Origin of the sequence: Shewanella sp. 4t3-1-2LB (genome assembly GCF_017368415.1) — a bacterium.
In the GTDB taxonomy this organism is placed as follows: domain Bacteria; phylum Pseudomonadota; class Gammaproteobacteria; order Enterobacterales; family Shewanellaceae; genus Shewanella; species Shewanella fodinae.
In genome coordinates this window covers 72,336-89,125 of record NZ_JAFNJD010000003.1, presented here as the reverse complement: position 1 = coordinate 89,125, position 16,790 = coordinate 72,336, and the positions used below count along the sequence as shown (strand labels likewise).

17 protein-coding genes are annotated in these 16,790 nt (G+C 50.2%); 2 read left to right on the top strand and 15 right to left on the bottom strand.

The features are described from left to right. Window positions 1-22: 22 nt before the first annotated feature. Entirely contained in the window at window positions 23-637 is a 615-nt protein-coding gene (locus J3L11_RS02650; RefSeq protein ID WP_207569914.1) for an OB-fold-containig protein, read from the top strand. 24 nt (window positions 638-661) lie between these two features. Here J3L11_RS02650 and J3L11_RS02645 read toward each other — a convergent pair whose 3' ends face one another. From J3L11_RS02645 to leuS, 12 genes are all read right to left on the bottom strand, one after another. After that, window positions 662-1,957, bottom strand: coding sequence for a DEAD/DEAH box helicase (locus tag J3L11_RS02645; protein WP_189618078.1), 1,296 nt, complete (start codon window positions 1,955-1,957; stop codon window positions 662-664). A gap of 183 nt (window positions 1,958-2,140) precedes the next feature. Next, window positions 2,141-3,373, bottom strand: a complete 1,233-nt coding sequence (locus J3L11_RS02640) for a serine hydrolase (RefSeq protein ID WP_229800027.1) — start codon at window positions 3,371-3,373, stop codon at window positions 2,141-2,143. A 114-nt stretch (window positions 3,374-3,487) separates the two neighbouring features. After that, entirely contained in the window at window positions 3,488-4,306 is an 819-nt protein-coding gene (locus tag J3L11_RS02635) for a septal ring lytic transglycosylase RlpA family protein (protein ID WP_207569913.1), read from the bottom strand. Next, entirely contained in the window at window positions 4,293-5,246 is a 954-nt protein-coding gene (gene mltB / locus J3L11_RS02630; RefSeq protein ID WP_229800040.1) for a lytic murein transglycosylase B, read from the bottom strand. Before mltB ends, J3L11_RS02635 begins: the two co-directional genes overlap by 14 nt. 49 nt (window positions 5,247-5,295) lie before the next feature. Continuing rightward, the gene (rodA, locus tag J3L11_RS02625; protein WP_133039559.1) at window positions 5,296-6,396 is read right to left on the bottom strand and encodes a rod shape-determining protein RodA; all 1,101 of its coding nucleotides are present in this window, start codon (window positions 6,394-6,396) and stop codon (window positions 5,296-5,298) included. Further along, on the bottom strand, window positions 6,383-8,248 hold the full coding sequence (mrdA, locus tag J3L11_RS02620; RefSeq protein WP_133039558.1) for a penicillin-binding protein 2: 1,866 nt from the start codon (window positions 8,246-8,248) through the stop codon (window positions 6,383-6,385). Before mrdA ends, rodA begins: the two co-directional genes overlap by 14 nt. 20 nt (window positions 8,249-8,268) lie before the next feature. Continuing rightward, window positions 8,269-8,739 (bottom strand): 23S rRNA (pseudouridine(1915)-N(3))-methyltransferase RlmH, encoded by a 471-nt coding sequence (rlmH, locus tag J3L11_RS02615; RefSeq protein WP_207569912.1) that lies wholly within the window; start codon window positions 8,737-8,739, stop codon window positions 8,269-8,271. 5 nt (window positions 8,740-8,744) lie between these two features. Next, on the bottom strand, window positions 8,745-9,068 hold the full coding sequence (gene rsfS, locus J3L11_RS02610) for a ribosome silencing factor (protein WP_133039556.1): 324 nt from the start codon (window positions 9,066-9,068) through the stop codon (window positions 8,745-8,747). 72 nt (window positions 9,069-9,140) lie between these two features. After that, window positions 9,141-9,797, bottom strand: a complete 657-nt coding sequence (gene nadD / locus J3L11_RS02605; RefSeq protein WP_207569911.1) for a nicotinate-nucleotide adenylyltransferase — start codon at window positions 9,795-9,797, stop codon at window positions 9,141-9,143. Further along, window positions 9,797-10,828: a DNA polymerase III subunit delta gene (gene holA, locus J3L11_RS02600; RefSeq protein WP_207569910.1), complete on the bottom strand. Its 1,032-nt coding sequence runs from the start codon at window positions 10,826-10,828 to the stop codon at window positions 9,797-9,799. The genes nadD and holA overlap by 1 nt, the downstream gene beginning before the upstream one ends. Then, a complete protein-coding gene (gene lptE, locus J3L11_RS02595) occupies window positions 10,828-11,337 on the bottom strand; it encodes an LPS assembly lipoprotein LptE (protein WP_242695051.1) in 510 nt (169 codons plus the stop codon). Before lptE ends, holA begins: the two co-directional genes overlap by 1 nt. A gap of 27 nt (window positions 11,338-11,364) precedes the next feature. Further along, window positions 11,365-13,944, bottom strand: a complete 2,580-nt coding sequence (leuS, locus tag J3L11_RS02590; RefSeq protein ID WP_207569909.1) for a leucine--tRNA ligase — start codon at window positions 13,942-13,944, stop codon at window positions 11,365-11,367. A gap of 123 nt (window positions 13,945-14,067) precedes the next feature. Here leuS and J3L11_RS02585 point away from each other — a divergent pair, with 123 nt between their 5' ends. Further along, window positions 14,068-14,568, top strand: coding sequence for a zinc ribbon-containing protein (locus tag J3L11_RS02585; RefSeq protein ID WP_133039552.1), 501 nt, complete (start codon window positions 14,068-14,070; stop codon window positions 14,566-14,568). Window positions 14,569-14,623: 55 nt separating this feature from the next. Here J3L11_RS02585 and J3L11_RS02580 read toward each other — a convergent pair whose 3' ends face one another. Genes J3L11_RS02580 through J3L11_RS02570 form a run of 3 tightly spaced genes read right to left on the bottom strand, consistent with a single transcriptional unit; the run spans window position 14,624 to window position 16,789 of the window. Beyond that, window positions 14,624-15,268 (bottom strand): tetratricopeptide repeat protein, encoded by a 645-nt coding sequence (locus tag J3L11_RS02580; RefSeq protein ID WP_207569908.1) that lies wholly within the window; start codon window positions 15,266-15,268, stop codon window positions 14,624-14,626. Continuing rightward, window positions 15,255-16,088 (bottom strand): SDR family oxidoreductase, encoded by an 834-nt coding sequence (locus tag J3L11_RS02575; RefSeq protein ID WP_207569907.1) that lies wholly within the window; start codon window positions 16,086-16,088, stop codon window positions 15,255-15,257. Before J3L11_RS02575 ends, J3L11_RS02580 begins: the two co-directional genes overlap by 14 nt. A 5-nt stretch (window positions 16,089-16,093) precedes the next feature. Next, a complete protein-coding gene (locus J3L11_RS02570) occupies window positions 16,094-16,789 on the bottom strand; it encodes an iron-containing redox enzyme family protein (protein WP_207569906.1) in 696 nt (231 codons plus the stop codon). Window position 16,790: the final 1 nt, after the last annotated feature.

The following is a 16,790-nucleotide window of genomic DNA, read 5'->3' as shown; positions in this document are numbered from 1 at the left end:
GATTGCCTCAAGGAGGAGCAAAGTGCTGGACTTCATTCTGGCCAATGACAACCTGCCATATGTTGTTGCTGCAACTGTGGTAGTGATGTTAGCTGTTGTTGAGATAATGGCGCGGATTGCCGGTGGTAGCCTAGGGGTGTTGATGGATGAACCGCCAGCGTTACAGCGACCGGCCACGGAATTTACCGAAGCGCCGTCCCTTGCCTCATGGTTGGGTCTTAACCGTCTGCCCGTCTTACTTTGGTTTATTTTCGCGCTGGTTTCGTTTGCCATCGGCGGCTTTCTGATAAATCTGTTGTTATGGTTATCGGCAGATACGCTGTTGCCGCAGGAAATTTCCGTATGGCTGGCATTTGCGCTTACCGCCGTGGTTTGTCATCTCCTAGGACGACAGCTTAACTGGCAAGCGGGGGCGGAAGAGGAGACTGATAATCTGTGCGGGAATATAGGGATTATGACTTTGGGTAAAGCGATTAAGGGCAATCCAGCCGAAGCGTTAGTCCATGATGATCAACACCATATTCATTACGTGCTGGTAGAGCCTCAGGAAGAAAATATTGCATTTGAAGCTGGGACTCGTGTGCTGTTGTTGCAGCGGGAAGGTATGATCTGGCGCGCTATTCGTTTTGAGTCCTAAGCGCGCCAGCAAACTGGCCGAGGTTTATTTCAGTTTTTTCTGCTGTTGATTGCCACCCACTTTGACTTTTACGCGGCGGCCTGACATCGATTTTTCTGCTGCAACTTGCTCCGTGGCACTGCTGGCGTCCGGCTTATGTTTACCAAAACGCCGGCGCTGCAATTGCTTGAGTAACACATCACGATTACTCACTTCATAACCCGGCATCATGATGCGTTTCAGGCGTTGGCCGATCAACTTTTCAATGTCGGCCAGAATGCGTTCCTCTTCGCGACTGACAAAGGAGATTGCCACACCGGTTTTTCCTGCCCGTCCAGTACGACCTATGCGATGAACATAATCCTCGGCCAGAAACGGCATGTCATAATTCACTACATAATCGAGGTCAGGAATATCTAGGCCACGAGCGGCGACTTCAGTCGATACCAGCACCCGAATTTTACCTTCGGTGAACTCTTTGAGTGAGCGACGGCGTTTGCCGTGCGCTTTTTCACTGTGTACAGCAGCCGTTGGGATACCATCTTGATTCAGTTCATCGGCCAGTTGATCGGCATCTTCACGGGTAGCCGAGAAGACCAGCACCTGATGCCAATTTTTACGGCCGATAAGCTCCGCCAATAACTCTCGCTTCCGGCGTTGTTCTACTGGGTAGACCACCTGGCTGACAGTGGCGGCGGTGGTGTTCTGGCGATCGGCCGCCAGCACTTTCGGCCGCCGCAGGATCTGTTCGGCAAGCTGTTTCACGCCACCAGAAAACGTTGCTGAAAACATCAGCGTTTGCCGCTCTTTATTGGTGGCCTGCAGGATTTTCTGGATGTCTTTGATAAAGCCCATGTCTAACATCCGGTCGGCTTCATCCAGTACCAGCACTTCAACCTGCGATAGATTGATATTGCCAGCTTGCAGGTGTTCCAGCAAGCGACCGGGCGTTGCCACGACCAGCTCCGCCCCTTGTCTCAATTTATTGGCTTGTCCGGTGGTTTTTACACCACCAAATAGTGACACAACTCGGGCATCAAGATAGCGACTATATGCCTTGGCATTATCGGCGACTTGTGCCACCAGCTCGCGAGTAGGTGCCAAAATTAAGATACGAACGACACCCGGCTGCAATGCTGTGGGATTATCAATAATCCGCTGCAACAGCGGTAACACGAACGCCGCGGTTTTTCCGGTACCCGTTTGGGCGCTGGCCAACACATCCTGACCGCGACGGATAGGTGGGATTGCCAACTTTTGAATCGGGGTCATGTCCTCATAACCACATTCGCTTACGGCGCGAATGATCTCGGGGGCAAAACTGTAAGATTCAAATTTCATGTTACGCTTCCTGTGTTCAAGCTGTGGGGCCCAATTGCCTTTTGATACTGCCAGACAAAGGCGGCCGCGGAGTATAGCAAAAATCCATCAGACAGGAAATGCAAACCAGCATCGGCTTAGCCGTTGCTGATATCCGGGACAATTTAGGCATTAAAAAAGCCGCCAAGAGGCGGCCTTTTTCACTTAGTTAAACCATCCGGAAAACATCTGTTTGAAGTAGTCGATCAGCTTGCTGAACCAGTTGCCTTCTTTGACTTCCTCTAGCGATACCAGCGGATATTGCGCGATGTCTTTACCATTTAATTGGAAATACAGGCGACCCACAGTTTCGCCCTTGGCTATTGGGGCAACCAACTCTTTAGTTAGCTCGAAATTGGCCTTGAGGTTTTTAGCTTGACCACGGGCGATGGTGATGGGAGTGTCAGTGACCACGCCCAGACTAACGGTTGGCTTATCACCATACCAGATCTGCTGGGTAACAAAGCTGTCGCCTGCTTTATAGGGGGTCACGGTTTCAAAGAAACGGAAACCGAATTCTAGTAGCTTCTTGCTTTCTGCTTTACGGGCAGATTCGCTCTTGGTACCCAACACTACGGAAATCAGTCGCATACCGTCTTTGGTGGCAGAGGCTACCAGGTTATAACCGGCTTCTGAGGTATGACCAGTTTTGATGCCATCCACATTAAGGCTGTTATCCCATAACAGACCATTGCGGTTATATTGTTTTATTCCATTGTAAGTAAAAGATTTTTCATCATAAATCTTATACTCATTGGGCACGTCACGGATCAGTGCTGCACCTAACAATGCTAAATCGTATGCGGTACTTTTATGGTTTTCACCATGTAAGCCATGGGCATTTTCAAAGTGGCTGTCTTTCATGCCCAACTGTTTGGCCCAGCTGTTCATCAGATCCACAAAGGCACCTTCAGTCCCGGCAATATGTTCCGCCATTGCTACACAAGCATCATTGCCTGACTGAATAATAATGCCGCGGTTCAGATCGGAGACTTTGACCTGTTTGCCCACTTCAATGAACATCTTGGACGAGTCTGGGAAGTTTTTTGACCAGGCATTTTGAGAGATGGTGACTTCATCATCGGGCGATATATTGCCGCGTTTTATTTCCTGCCCAATGACATAACTGGTCATCATTTTGGTGAGGCTGGCTGGATCGAGTTGCTCATGGGCGTTATTTTCTGCAATCACCTGACCGGAGTTGTAATCCATCAAAACGTAAGCTTTTGCTGCGACTTCAGGCGCATCAGGGATCACCATCGGCCTGGGCGCGGTTAACGCTGGCGAAGGATTATTGGGGATCGGCGTTGGAGAGACCGGGTCAGCCAGCGCGCCTGCACAGACAACGCCAGTGAACATGAACAGTGCTGTTGCGGTTTTTTTTGCGAAATTCATCATTGACTGGATACGTTTTTTTGGTTGGAGTGAAACTGCCTAAAGACAGCCAGTATATCATTTGTCGACCAGCGATATCAGTGAAGGTTCCTTAATCTTATGAGAACCGCTCAAATATCAACCACCCTTTGCACTTGCATCGCGTACCAGATAGCTCTGGGGATATCCGCCATTGCGAATAGTGTCCAGCATGCGGTTGGCCAGATCTTCGTTAGCCATTGGCCCTAACTGTAAGCGATACAGATTTTCGGCGGTGGTAACGCGACTTTGCAAGTTGAATTTCTGTTCCAGAACGGAGGCAAGCGACTGGAGTTTCTCTTTGGAGCTCGCTGCAACAATCTGGATGTAATACACCGCATTGTCACTATTAATGGCCGCAACCGCCTGATGTTCTGGACTGTCATTATAGATGACTTCCAGACGCACGGGTGCGGTGCCACTCTTCAGCATATCCAGTTTATAAGCTGCGGCATAGGACACATCGATTATCCGATTGGAATGAAACGGTCCTCGATCATTGATACGCACAATCACGCTCTTGTTGTTATCCAGATTGGTGACTCGCACGTAACTTGGAATTGGCAGCGTTTTATGGGCACCAGACATGGAATACATGTCATAAGTTTCACCATTGGAGGTGTTATGGCCATGAAATTTTGAGGCATACCAAGAGGCCAGCCCTTCTTGAACAAAGCCTTTACCGGAGGGCAGTACCGCATAGGATTGGCCCAATACTTCGTAGTCTTTATTGCCTTGTTTGCTATAAGGTTCATAACGCGGCGTGGCGTCTTTGACCTGTGACAAGTCTGGTGGATTCTCTGGTGGTCGGTCGTGTTTCATGCTGTAACGGCCATCGTTACGATTTGCGGGCTCGCTGGCGCAACCGCCCAGTAACAGCAGAACACATAAAGGAAGCAACCAATTAATGCGTGGCATGATGTTGTCTCAACTGTTGGCTGAACTGATATACCGCCATGGCATACAGCGGACTGCGATTATAACGGGTGATCACGTAAAAATTTTTCAACCCCAACCAGTATTCATTGGCCTCAGCCTGTTGCAACTCAATTAGCATTGCCGGTTGCGAGATATCCAAATCCATTGATTGTGCCAAGGCAACATTGGGTGCCAGAATATCGGCGGCAGTTTGTGTCAGTTTATCCTGTGGTTGCCAGATATGTGCTGTAGGCTTGCCTGTTACCTTTAATGGTAACGCTACTGCACGCCCTGCTTGCCAGCCGTGCTGATGGAAGTAGTTGGCCACGCTACCAATAGCATCATCGGCACTACCAACCAGATCGCGTTTTCCATCGTTATCAAAATCTACCGCATAGGCTAGGTAGCTGGACGGAATAAACTGCCCAAAGCCCATCGCACCCGCATAGGAACTGTTAAGATGGTTGCCATCCAGTTTTTCTTGCCGCAGCAACACCATCAGTTTGCCAAGTTCGCGACGGAAGAAATCCGCACGGGGCGGATAATAAAATCCCAGTGTATAAAGCGCGTCTATCACCGGATAGTTGCCAAGAAACTGCCCATAAAAGGTTTCTATGCCAATAATGGCAACGATGATCTCGGGGTCAACCTGATACTGCTTGGCAGCGCGGCTAATGGCTGCTTGATGCTGTTGCCAGAAATCTAACCCAGCCTGTAATCGTTTGTCCGTCAGAAACAGTGGATAATACTGGTACCAAGGCTTGGCCTCCCATGGCGTGGCTATTGCGTCTAGTACCTGCTGATTTTTGTGGGCACTTGCCAGAAACTGTTTCACTTCTTGGGCAGTAAATCCCTGTTGCTGCTGTTGTTCAATAAATTGTTGTTGCAGTTGCTCATAAGAGGGCGCGGAAGCGGCGGTAGCAACGGGGGCTATTGCCATCAGTAGCAGCGCGAGCAACTGTTTTGATCTCGGCATGAAGTAGGTGTTCCTATCTGTCGATAAAGCGTCGGTGAGTATGAATGCTCATTAGAATGCCAAAACCCGCCAGCAATGTCAGCATAGAGGTGCCGCCATAACTGATTAAAGGTAAAGGAACCCCAACCACTGGCAGGATACCGGACACCATGCCGATATTGACGAACACATAAACGAAGAAGGTGAGGGTAATAGAACCTGCCAACAAACGTGCAAAACTGGTTTGAGCGCGTGACGCTATCACCAGTCCACGACCAATCACATACAGATATAGCGCTAGCAGAAATAGACTACCGATGAGACCAAACTCTTCACCGATAACAGCAAAGATAAAATCGGTATGTCGCTCAGGCAGAAATTCCAGCTGTGATTGGGTGCCGTCCAGCCAACCTTTCCCCCAGAGCCCGCCAGAGCCAATAGCAATCTTCGACTGGATAATATGATAACCCGTGCCGAGTGGGTCAGCTTCTGGATTAAGCAATGTCAGCACGCGGTTACGCTGATAGTCGTGCATCAAAAAAAACCACAACACTGGCAGAAACGCCAGTACCCCGGCAACAACGCCGCCAACTATGGCCCAACTCATGCCTGACAAAAACAGCACAAACACCCCAGAAGCGGCCACCAGAATGGAGGTGCCCAGATCCGGTTGCTTGGCAATCAACAATGTGGGTACGGCCAGTAACACCGCGGCTCCTGCTAGATAGCGTTTTTTGGGGGGCAGCGGAAATTTACTGATGTACCAGGCCATGGTGATAGGAAACGCTAGTTTCATTAATTCTGATGGCTGAAACTCCATGAACCCCAGATTCAGCCAACGCTGGGCACCTTTGTTAATTTCACCAAAAAAGTGGACCGCTACTAGAAACACTACGCCGGAGAGATAGATAGGCAGGGCCCAACGGCGATAGACCTCAGGGTTGATCTGTGCCAACACAAACATTAAGCCGAGTGAAAGTACCATGCGCACCATCTGGCGTTCCAGCATGCCAGGGTCTTCTCCGCTAGCAGAATAGATTACGAACAGGCCAAAGCACATCAGCGCCAGCAAGCCAAGCAATAGCGGCAAATCCAGATGTAGCCGCTGCCAGAAATTAGGTTCATGGCTGTGCATGCGTTAACTCCCATTTATCTCGCAACAGATATTCATCCATCATTGCCCTAGCAACTGGGCCGGCATTCTGACCACCCCAACCAGCGTTTTCAAGAATTACCGTCAGGACGATTTTTGGATTTTCAAAAGGCGCATAGGCCACAATCAAGGCATTATCTCGTAAGTGTTCATCAATGGTATCCGCATCATATTTGGCGTCTTCTGCCACACTGAACACCTGCCCCGTACCAGTTTTCATGGCCGCGCTATAACTGGCATCGCTGAAGCGACTTTTAAGGGCTGTTTGGCGCATGGCGTCGGCAATCACTTCCCAATGATGGGGGTTCTTCAGCTCCAGTGGCGCGCGTTCCTCCACGGGGGAATCGATCATTGAGGTACTGTCTTTGATGGATTTCAGCAGGTGTGGCGGCAAGCGCCGACCTTTGTTCGCCAGAATTGTGACTGCTGTTGCCAGTTGTAATGGTGTGGTAGTCCAGTAACCCTGACCAATCCCGACGGAAATGGTATCGCCGATATACCACGGCTGGTTATAGCGCAATCGCTTCCAGTCGCGAGATGGCATATTTCCGGGCGATTCTTCATAGATATCGACCCCGGTGTTTTCTCCAAAACCGAACTGATCCATAAAGCTGGAAATCCTATCGACACCACTCTTGTAGGCTAAATCGTAAAAATAGGTGTCACAGGAGTTAATAATGGCGCCATAGACATCAACCCAGCCATGACCCCAACGTTTCCAGTCGCGGTATTTACGTTCTACCCCAGGGATCTGCCAAAAACCGGGATCCCATACCCGGGTTTTTTCGTTGACAATGCCGTCTTCCAACCCCATCAACGCCAGAAATGGTTTAACGGTTGAAGCGGGGGCATATTGCCCTTGGGTGGCCCGATTAATTAATGGTCGTGAACGGGAGTTCAGTAGGTCGCTGTAGGCTTTGGCACTGATGCCGTGGACAAACTGGTTAGGATCGTAGCTGGGGCTGGAGGCCATTGCCAAGATCCCGCCATCGCGTGGATCGATAGCCACAATGGAACCCCGTCGTCCGGCGAGCAGCTCCATCGCTTTTTGCTGTAATGCTAGGTCTATAGTGAGGTAGATATCCTGACCGGGTTCCGGAGCCTCGACTTTCAAGGTACGGATGTGGCGACCTAAGTTGTTGACTTCCTCTTCCAGATGACCGGGTTTCCCATGCAGCAAGCTTTCATAGAATTTTTCGACGCCTTGTTTGCCGATGTCGTTGGTCGCTGCATAATCCGGCCAGTCTCCAGAAAGTTCTAATGCCTTTTGGTCGCGGTTGTTGATACGACCGACATAACCCAGCACATGGGTCAGCAGTTCACCATACGGATAGTAACGGTTTAGCCCGGCCTCTATCGACACGCCGTCAAAACGGTATTGGTTAACACTAAAGGCGGCTAATTCCTGTTCAGTTAAATGGCTTTTCAGTGTTAACGGTTTAAAGCGGCGATGAAATTTCAGCGCTTCGGTAAAATTTTGCCGTTCGTCATCTGACAGTGGAATGACTTTATTCAGTTCATTCAGCATGGTGCCCATGTCTTTGACTTTTTCCGGGATCACTTCCAAAGAGTAAAACGGCTGGTTTTCTGCCAGTAATTTTCCGTTGCGATCGTAGATTAAGCCGCGACTAGGGGGCAGTGGCACTACCCGGATACGGTTATCGTTGGAGCGAGTGGCGTAGTCTTTGTAAGAGGTGATCTGCAGATGATAAAGATTCCCTACTAGGGTCAGCAGCAAAATCACCACACAGATGAAAGTGAACATTGCACGGCGCCTGAATAAGGCGGCCTCGGCGGCATGATCGTGCATGGTAATTCGCTTTCGTTGCTGCACTCGCGGATCTCCGACGGCGGTTATTCCCGATGATAGGGATGGTTGTTATTAATGCTCCAGGCGCGGTACAGGCTTTCTGCCACCACTACCCGCACCAGCGGGTGTGGTAAGGTCAGTGCCGACAGACACCAGCTTTGTGTTGCCGCCTGCTTGCATGCTGGTGCCAATCCTTCAGGACCGCCTACCAACAGGCTGACATCACGGCCATCAAGTTGCCATTTCGCTAGGTTTTCGGCCAGTTCAGGTGTGGTCCAGTTCTTTCCCGGCAGATCCAGCGAAACAATGTGATTCCCTTTGGCTACGGCTGCCAGCATCGCTTCGCCTTCTTTTTGCAGAATGCGGGCAATGTCGGCATTTTTACCCCGTTTCCCAGCCGGGATCTCCAGCAACTCCAATGCCATATCCCGGGGGAAGCGGCGCTGGTATTCAGCAAACCCTTTACTGACCCAGTCGGGCATTTTGGTACCGACAGCAATGAGTTGTAACTTCATCCGCGCTACACTTCAGTCCAGAGTTTTTCCAGTTGGTAATGTTCGCGAGCCTGTTCCAGCATAACGTGCAGTATCACATCGCCTAAATCGACCAATACCCACTCGCTGCCATCGCGGCCTTCAACCCCTAATGGCAGCATGCCAGCCTGTTTGGCTTCACTGATCACATGCTGGGCAATCGCGCTGATATGGGTATTGGAGGTACCAGTACATATCACCATATAATCGGTAATATTGGATTTTTGCTGTACATCAAGCACCACAATATCTTTGGCTTTGATGTCTTCGACTTTATCAATAACGAATTGTTTCAACTCCGCACTCTGCAAGCTGTTATTCCTCATGGGGTGATAGATGTTCAAACGCCGTAGTATATACCTAAACCGTTGGCAGAATCAGCCTCAGTTGCGGTAAAGCTGTTGCGCTAAGATGTAATCCAGTACTTCGGTGGGAACGGCTTCCCGACATAATTGCCAGTTCTCTGTGGCAACGGCCTTACGCAACGCCGTTGAGGAGTAGGGTTGCGGTGCAACATCCACCATGATGATGTCACCACTGTTGTGGCCGAGCCCAAGATGTAGCTGCGCCAAATGCTGCTCGGGACTGATGTGTCGCTGCTGCCATTCGCTGTAGAGCGGATTGTCAGTTTGCAGTTGCCAGCCATCGCGGTAACAGACTACCAGATGGCATAAGTTGAACAGCTCTTGCCAGCGCTGCCAACTGGTTAACGACACCAGCGAATCTGTGCCCATGATGAAATAAAACATGTCGTTAGGGTGTTGTTGTCGCAGGTGTTGCAGTGTCGTAACACTGTAGGACAAGGTGGCGCGTTCCAATTCAACAGCATTAATGGAAAACTGTGGAAAAGGCCGCATTGCTAATTGCAGCATTTTAAGGCGTTGGGCGGCGCTGGCGCTGGCCTGCTGTTTGTGCGGCGGAATATTGTTCGGCATCAGCCACAGCTGATCGAGCTGGAGCTGCTGCAATACTTCAGCCGCTGGCCGCAGGTGACCATAATGCACTGGATCGAATGTACCGCCCATAATCCCTATTCGCATCAGTTTAACTCGAATTGCTGTAACTGCCGGTGAGCCTCAGCATCAAACATCAGACACAGGTGGCTGATGCCGATCCAATCCTCACGCCCTTGTTGCTTAAGTGCCAGTTCCAGTTGGGAGCTGACGCTAAGCATACGTTCTATGGCTTCCAGTGATAGGCGTTTCAACGCCTGTTGGTATAAAGGTTTGCGTTTATCCCAGATCCGGTATTGCCCAAACAGCTGATTGAGGTTGTGTCCGACATTAAGCGCGGACTGCAGCTGCCATAACTGTGTTAGCTCTTTCTGTAGTGCCCAGTGGACGATCGGCAGCGCAGTATCTTCAGCTTTTAACTGTACCAGCATGTGCTGCGCTTTATCCTGCTGATTTGCCAGCAAGGCATCGGAGAGCTGAAATACACTGAATCGCGATTGATCTTCAAAATAGTGAGCCAATTCAGCGGCATTCACCGGACGTTGGTTGGCCAACAACTGCAATAACTGCAGTGCCTGATCCGCCGCCAACAAGTTGCCTTCATAAAGGCTAGCAAGCATCGCCTTGGCATCGGGCTGTAACTGCAACTGGTAATGTTGGATTTGGCTATCTAACCAGCGCAAAAATTGTGGCCCTTCTGGCGTGGTGCATGGAACGAAAATGCCTTTACTATCTAGTAACTTAAACCACTTACTGTGTTGTTGCTCCTGTGCCAGTTTGGGGCCGGTGAGCAGAAACACCGTATCGGGATTAGGCTGTTCCAGCAGCGCTTGCAACATGGCGCTGCCATCGCTTCCTGGCTTGGCCTGCGGCAACTGCAATTCGATAATCCGGCGGCTGGCAAACAGACTCATGGCATGCCATTCGTTAGACAGATCCTGCCAGTTAAAGTTTGTTTCCTGTTCTAATTGCACTCGCTCAGCAAAACCCTGAGCGCGGGCGGCTGCTAGTAATTGAGATTTGGTGGTATCCAGCAGCCACGGGTCATCGCCAAACAGCAGATAACAGGGCTTGAGCACTGTCAGCTGCCGGGCAAGCTGATCTGGATACACCCGCATTATTTCACCTCGGTGGCAGCCAGTGTCTGGATAATATAATCAGCGGCCTGAACGCGCATTTCTTTTACCAGCAGATCCATTTCACGGCTTTTGGCGAGTGCAGTACGTGGGTCATCTAGGTAGTCGCGGCGCACCTCGGCAGTAAAGCTCTGCGCTTCTTTATCGGGCATGGCGATGCTGAAAAACACTCGGTAGATCAATTCATACTCTGCCACGTTACCTGTGGGGTAGATAGACAGTGTTGAACGCTCCAGTGAATCCTTCATCAAGGTCAGCCGTGGCAACTTGGCACTGACTGGTTTGACGCTGATATTGTGCAGCCGCAGACGATCCTGCACCAGACGGCTCAATTCGCTGTACTGGTCTGGGGTTATCAAACTGAGTGTTCTCAGTTGTGGCGGAATAGAGTAGCTGCCTTGCAGATGAAACCCGCAACCGGCACTGGTGAGCATCACCAGTGCCAGTGCCGAGAACATCAGTTGCCGCATATACTTGGTAAGTGTCAGCATGAATGTCCTGTGCCTGAATGACTTATGTTAGTTAGCTACGATGTTTAACAGTTTACCCGGCACATAGATCACCTTGCGCACTGTTTTCCCTTCAGTGTGTTTCTGTACCTGTTCATCAGCCAACGCCAGCGCTTCAACTTGCGACTGTTCGGCATCGGCCGCAACGGTGATTTTCGCCCGCAGTTTACCGTTAACCTGCACTACTACCAGTTTACTGTCTTCCACCAGCGCTTCGTTATCAACTTTTGGCCAGGCAGCCGTTTCGATATCATCGGCATGACCCAGTGCTTGCCACAAACTGAAACTCAGATGTGGGGTGATGGGGTACAGCAACCGCACCATAGCAGACAGTGCTTCAGCCATCAGTGCGCGGTCCTGAGCTGTGTCCTGTGGGGCTTTCTGCAAATTGTTCATCAACTCCATCACCGCGGCGACGGCGGTGTTGAACATCTGTCGCCGACCGATATCATCGGTCACCTTGGCGATAGTCTTATGCAGTTCGCGGCGCAATGCTTTTTGATCGGCGCTCAGGCTGCCAATATCGAGCGTAGTTACCGCTCCGGCGTTGATATGATCGGATGCCAGTTTCCACAACCGTTTGATAAAACGATGCGCACCTTCAACACCAGATTCCTGCCATTCCAGGGTCATTTCTGGTGGTGCGGCAAACATCATAAACAAGCGCACGGTATCAGCACCGTATTTTTCCACCATCAGTTGCGGGTCGATGCCATTGTTTTTTGACTTGGACATCTTGCTCATACCGGTATACACCAGTTCATGGCCTTCTTTGTCTACCGCTTTGCTGATACGACCTTTGTCGTCACGTTCCAGCACTTCTGCATCCAGCGGCGAAACCCAAATACGAGCACCTTTGTCATCGGTGTAGTAGAAGGCATCAGCCAGTACCATGCCTTGGGTCAGCAGTCGTTTAGCGGGCTCATTGCTGCTAACCAGTCCGGCATCCCGCAGCAACTTGTGGAAGAAGCGAAAATACAGCAAGTGCATACAGGCGTGTTCAATGCCGCCGATGTACTGATCTACTGGCAACCAGTAATTGGCTTTATCCGTGTCCAGCATCTGGTTGGCTTTGGGTGAGCAATAGCGGGCGTAATACCAGCTGGATTCCATAAAGGTATCAAAGGTATCGGTTTCTCGCAGTGCATCCTGGCCGTTCACTGTGGTTTTCGCCCAAGCTTTATCGGCTTTAATTGGGCTTTGTACACCATCCATCACCACATCTTCCGGCAAAATGACCGGCAATTGATCGGCGGGGGTTGGGATCACGCTGCCATCTGGCATGGTAACCATAGGAATGGGGGTGCCCCAGTAGCGCTGCCGGCTAACACCCCAGTCACGCAACCGGAAATTGACTTGGCGTTTGCCTTTGCCTTGGCTTACCAGTTTATCAGCGATAGCGTTGAAGGCCGCTTCAGAGGTTAAACCGTCAAATTCTCCCGAATTAAACAGGATGCCTTTATCGGTAAATGCGGCTTGGCTCAGATCGGGCTCACTATCGACAGCTTTGATCACGGCTTTGATGGGTAAGCCATATTTAGTGGCAAACTCATAATCACGTTGATCATGTCCGGGAACCGACATTACTGCACCCGTACCATAGTTCATCAGCACAAAGTTTGCGGCCCATACCGGCACTTTATCTCCGGTCAGCGGATGGATGGCATACAGGCCGGTTGCGACACCTTTTTTCTCCATCGTGGCCAAATCCGCTTCAGACGCGGTACTTTGTTTACATTCTTCAATAAATGCCGCCAGTGCTGGATTGTTAGTGGCCGCCTTCAGTGCCAGTGGATGACCGGCAGCGATAGCCACATAAGTGACCCCCATCACGGTATCGGGACGGGTGGTATAAATATCAAAGCTGTCGTCACTGTCCGCAACCTGAAAGGTCATTTCCAACCCTTCCGAGCGGCCAATCCAGTTACGCTGCATCGCTTTTACCTGTTCCGGCCAGCCGTCCAGGTTATCGATTTCGGTCAGCAGCTCTTCGGCATAAGCGGTGATTTTGATGAACCACTGTGGGATCTCTTTCTGCTCGACTTTGGTATCGCAGCGCCAGCAGCAACCGTCTACCACCTGTTCATTGGCCAGTACGGTCTGATCGTTCGGACACCAGTTGACTGAGGAGGTCTTTTTGTAGACTAAACCCTTGTCATATAACTTGGTGAAAAACCACTGCTCCCAGCGATAGTATTCTGGTGTGCAGGTGGCGATTTCACGGCTCCAGTCGTAGCCAAATCCCAGCATTTTAAGCTGGTTCTTCATGTAGTTAATATTGGCGTAAGTCCAAGGTGCTGGCGCCGATTTATTCTTGATGGCGGCATTTTCGGCCGGTAGACCGAAGGCGTCCCATCCGATGGGCTGTAGGACGTTTTTACCTTGCAGACGCTGGAAACGAGAGACAACATCACCTATGGTGTAGTTGCGCACATGACCCATGTGCAAGCGACCGGAAGGGTAGGGAAACATAGAGAGACAGTAAAATTTCTCTTTGCTGTTATCTTCGGTGACTTCAAAAGTTTTGTTGTCTGCCCAGTGCTGTTGAACCCGGGCCTCAATTTCTGAGGGATTGTATTGCTCTTGCATCAGGTTTTTCGGCATTGCCGCCCATAAATTTGAGAGATACGCGCTATACGGCGCATTTTAAATCCGCATAGAATAAACCAGAAGTGAGTCATTCACCAAGACTCGTCTTAAAGGAGTAGCGCCATGAGTGATAAAAGTAAGGAATTGCTGGAGCTGTATCGGGATTTGTTTCAGAAAGTGAAAGAAATCTATCAGCAGGATAACACTCTCACCGTCAAAAGCCTGCTCAGTACCATTAAAAAAGGTAAGGAATATTTGGCGTTAAAGCGCCATGCCGATGAAGAACAGTTGCAGTTGGTAGAGGAATTTCTGCAGCGGGACATCGCCAGTTTTATCGCTGCTCAGACCGAAGATGATCTGAGTTACAGCCCTACGGCGATCACTTTGGAAAATACGCTTTGGCACTGGTTGGGCGAGATCAGTGACCGCAGCCAAGTGGAATGGCATGAGTTAGCTCGGCAATTCAGTCAAAAAGGCGTGTATCACAGTGGTGATATCGTGACGCAAGGTACTCTGACTTGCACCAATTGCGGCTACAAAATGGACATTGAATTTACGGATGTGATCCCTGATTGTCCTGAGTGTGACCATTCAGAGTTTACCCGTGAACCACTGATGCCCTGAGTGCATCAGCGCCTATAAAACAAACGCAGCCTAGGGCTGCGTTTGTTGACAGAGATTAACTCTGTTGTTTTTTCAATTTATCTAGCGCTGCGGCTATCTCTTGCTTACGGCCACTATCTGCCAGTTCCCGCCCTGGACGCGGAGCAGCCTGTAGGGCTTTTTGCAGATATTTTTCGGCCTCATCATAGCGGTCGTCATCTAATAGAAATTCACCGTAGAAGTAGTTGGCATCAATACCATTGGGGTTAATGCTCAACGCCTTTTTCAAAAGCTGTTCGGCTTTATCATCGTCACCAAAACCGATGGGCCAACCTGGTACTTTAAAATAAAGCACCCCCAGACTGGTGTATGCCGAACCCTGCAAGGTCTCGGGCTCACGGGCAATGGCTTTTTCGAAATCAGCTTTAGCAATCTTGGCATATTTCAGCGCCCCGAGTCCGCCGCTAACGCCAGCATAAGTGGAGTTAATGATACCGTGCCAGATGACAATGGCAGTATCTTCCGGGTGGGTTTTTACCGCGTCATCCGCTTGCTTGAGCAGTGCATCAAAGGCCTTTTCCTGCGCATCACCTTTCAACGTGTAATTGTTGACAGCCCACTGCTGTTGCAGCTGTTGTAACGCTTGGTCACTGGCATCGCTGGCTTGGGCGCTGGTGGCGAATACCACACAAGTCGCCAACAACAGATTAAGATACTTCATGATGTTCTCCTGCGGTTTGCGGTGCCGAGGTGGTACCTTGGCAAAAACGTTTGATAATCGGCAGCTGTTTGAGTAGCGACTTGTCCACTACGCTTGGTAACAATCCGTTGATACGTACAAAGAGTGATTCCGGCCAGCCAAGATACACATCGCCTTGGCGGCGTTGAGCCAGTGCCTGACACAGCTGTTCGGCGACCCACTCTGGACTGTCGGTTTTATTACCGAGCTGCTGATTCATATCCTGCATTTCCTGGCTATTCAGTTCGGTGTCTGTAGCGCGAGGGGCGAAATACAATACCGTTACAGAGGTATCTGCTAACTCACGGCGTAGCGCCTCGGTAAAACCATGTAGGCCAGCCTTACTGGCACAATACAGGGTTGAACCGGCACAGCCGATACTACCGAGCACCGAACCCACATTCACTATGGTGGATGGTTTCAGTTGCAACAGTGGTAGCAAGGTGCGGCAGATATTCATGGGGGCCAGCAGGTTAGTACTGATAATACGTTCACTGTCAGCGGCGTTACTGGCGGCCAGCAGTTGTAGTTGATTAACACCAAGACAGTTAATCAGCGTATCTGCTTCAAACGCTTGCGCTGCGTTAAAAAGAGCTTTGAGACCGGCAGTTGCAGTAAGGTCTGCCGTCAGTAATTGATGGCCATTGCCTTCAATTTCATCTTTGAGTACGTTAAGTTTGCTGCTATTGCGGCCACACAGCAGCAACTCATGTCCTTGAACCGCCAGCGCTTTTGTCACGGCGTTGCCAATGCCACCGCTGGCACCGGTGATGACAACTCGTCTGCGATGTATCTTCATCATCTACCTCAGCCGGCTTTGGAGACAGGCGCAACGTCGCTGAGTGTCAATGCCTGCGAGGCATCGAGTTCGCGAAATACATTGCCATACAACCGATAAAAATTATTGGCGGCATGGATAATCAGTTGCTGTTCGGCAGGATCGGTAACGCGGTTCATTAATCCCTCGAAAAAATGCATGTGTTTTTTGTCCAGCTCACCATGGGACTTGAGGTAACTGAATGCTGGTTCTGGCAAACCCAGAGTACTCTGGATCCTGTCGGCAGCTATTAACGCCATATTAATGCTGGTGCCTTCAAGCACATTGACCATTCCGAAGAATCCCAGCGGATTGACGCGACACACCATGTCCCAAGCGTAAGCAACCATCAATTCGGTTGCAAAATTGGGGGTACTGTTACGGGCCTTTTCTTTGTTAAAACCACAGGCGGCAATATCGTTCAATATCCACTCTTGATGGCCTTTTTCCTCATCAATGTATTCGGCAACGGCTTCACGTAGCCATTCTTTGCTTTCTGGCAAGCGTGAACCCACAGCCATTAACAAAGGAGAAGTATGTTTCACATGGTGATAAGCCTGCTGTAAAAACGCGACATATTCCGGCAAGGTGACATTCCCGGCTAGGCAGTGGTTGATAATCGGGGTGTCTAATAGATACTGGCGTCCGGCAGCGGTTTGCAGCTGTAATTCGTCGTAAAAAGCCATA

Bases quoted from the DNA above. Each gene is read 5' to 3' on its own strand.
- J3L11_RS02585 (WP_133039552.1), top strand. From the start codon at position 14,068: ATGAGTGATAAAAGTAAGGAATTGCTGGAGCTGTATCGGGATTTGTTT.
- rodA (WP_133039559.1), bottom strand. From the start codon at position 6,396: ATGCACAGCCATGAACCTAATTTCTGGCAGCGGCTACATCTGGATTTG.
- J3L11_RS02640 (WP_229800027.1), bottom strand. From the start codon at position 3,373: ATGATGAATTTCGCAAAAAAAACCGCAACAGCACTGTTCATGTTCACT.
- J3L11_RS02575 (WP_207569907.1), bottom strand. From the start codon at position 16,088: ATGATGAAGATACATCGCAGACGAGTTGTCATCACCGGTGCCAGCGGT.
- J3L11_RS02635 (WP_207569913.1), bottom strand. From the start codon at position 4,306: ATGCCACGCATTAATTGGTTGCTTCCTTTATGTGTTCTGCTGTTACTG.
- lptE (WP_242695051.1), bottom strand. From the start codon at position 11,337: ATGCTGACACTTACCAAGTATATGCGGCAACTGATGTTCTCGGCACTG.
- leuS (WP_207569909.1), bottom strand. From the start codon at position 13,944: ATGCAAGAGCAATACAATCCCTCAGAAATTGAGGCCCGGGTTCAACAG.
- nadD (WP_207569911.1), bottom strand. From the start codon at position 9,797: ATGCGAATAGGGATTATGGGCGGTACATTCGATCCAGTGCATTATGGT.
- rlmH (WP_207569912.1), bottom strand. From the start codon at position 8,739: ATGAAGTTACAACTCATTGCTGTCGGTACCAAAATGCCCGACTGGGTC.
- holA (WP_207569910.1), bottom strand. From the start codon at position 10,828: ATGCGGGTGTATCCAGATCAGCTTGCCCGGCAGCTGACAGTGCTCAAG.
- mltB (WP_229800040.1), bottom strand. From the start codon at position 5,246: ATGGCAATAGCCCCCGTTGCTACCGCCGCTTCCGCGCCCTCTTATGAG.
- J3L11_RS02645 (WP_189618078.1), bottom strand. From the start codon at position 1,957: ATGAAATTTGAATCTTACAGTTTTGCCCCCGAGATCATTCGCGCCGTA.
- J3L11_RS02570 (WP_207569906.1), bottom strand. From the start codon at position 16,789: ATGGCTTTTTACGACGAATTACAGCTGCAAACCGCTGCCGGACGCCAG.
- J3L11_RS02580 (WP_207569908.1), bottom strand. From the start codon at position 15,268: ATGAAGTATCTTAATCTGTTGTTGGCGACTTGTGTGGTATTCGCCACC.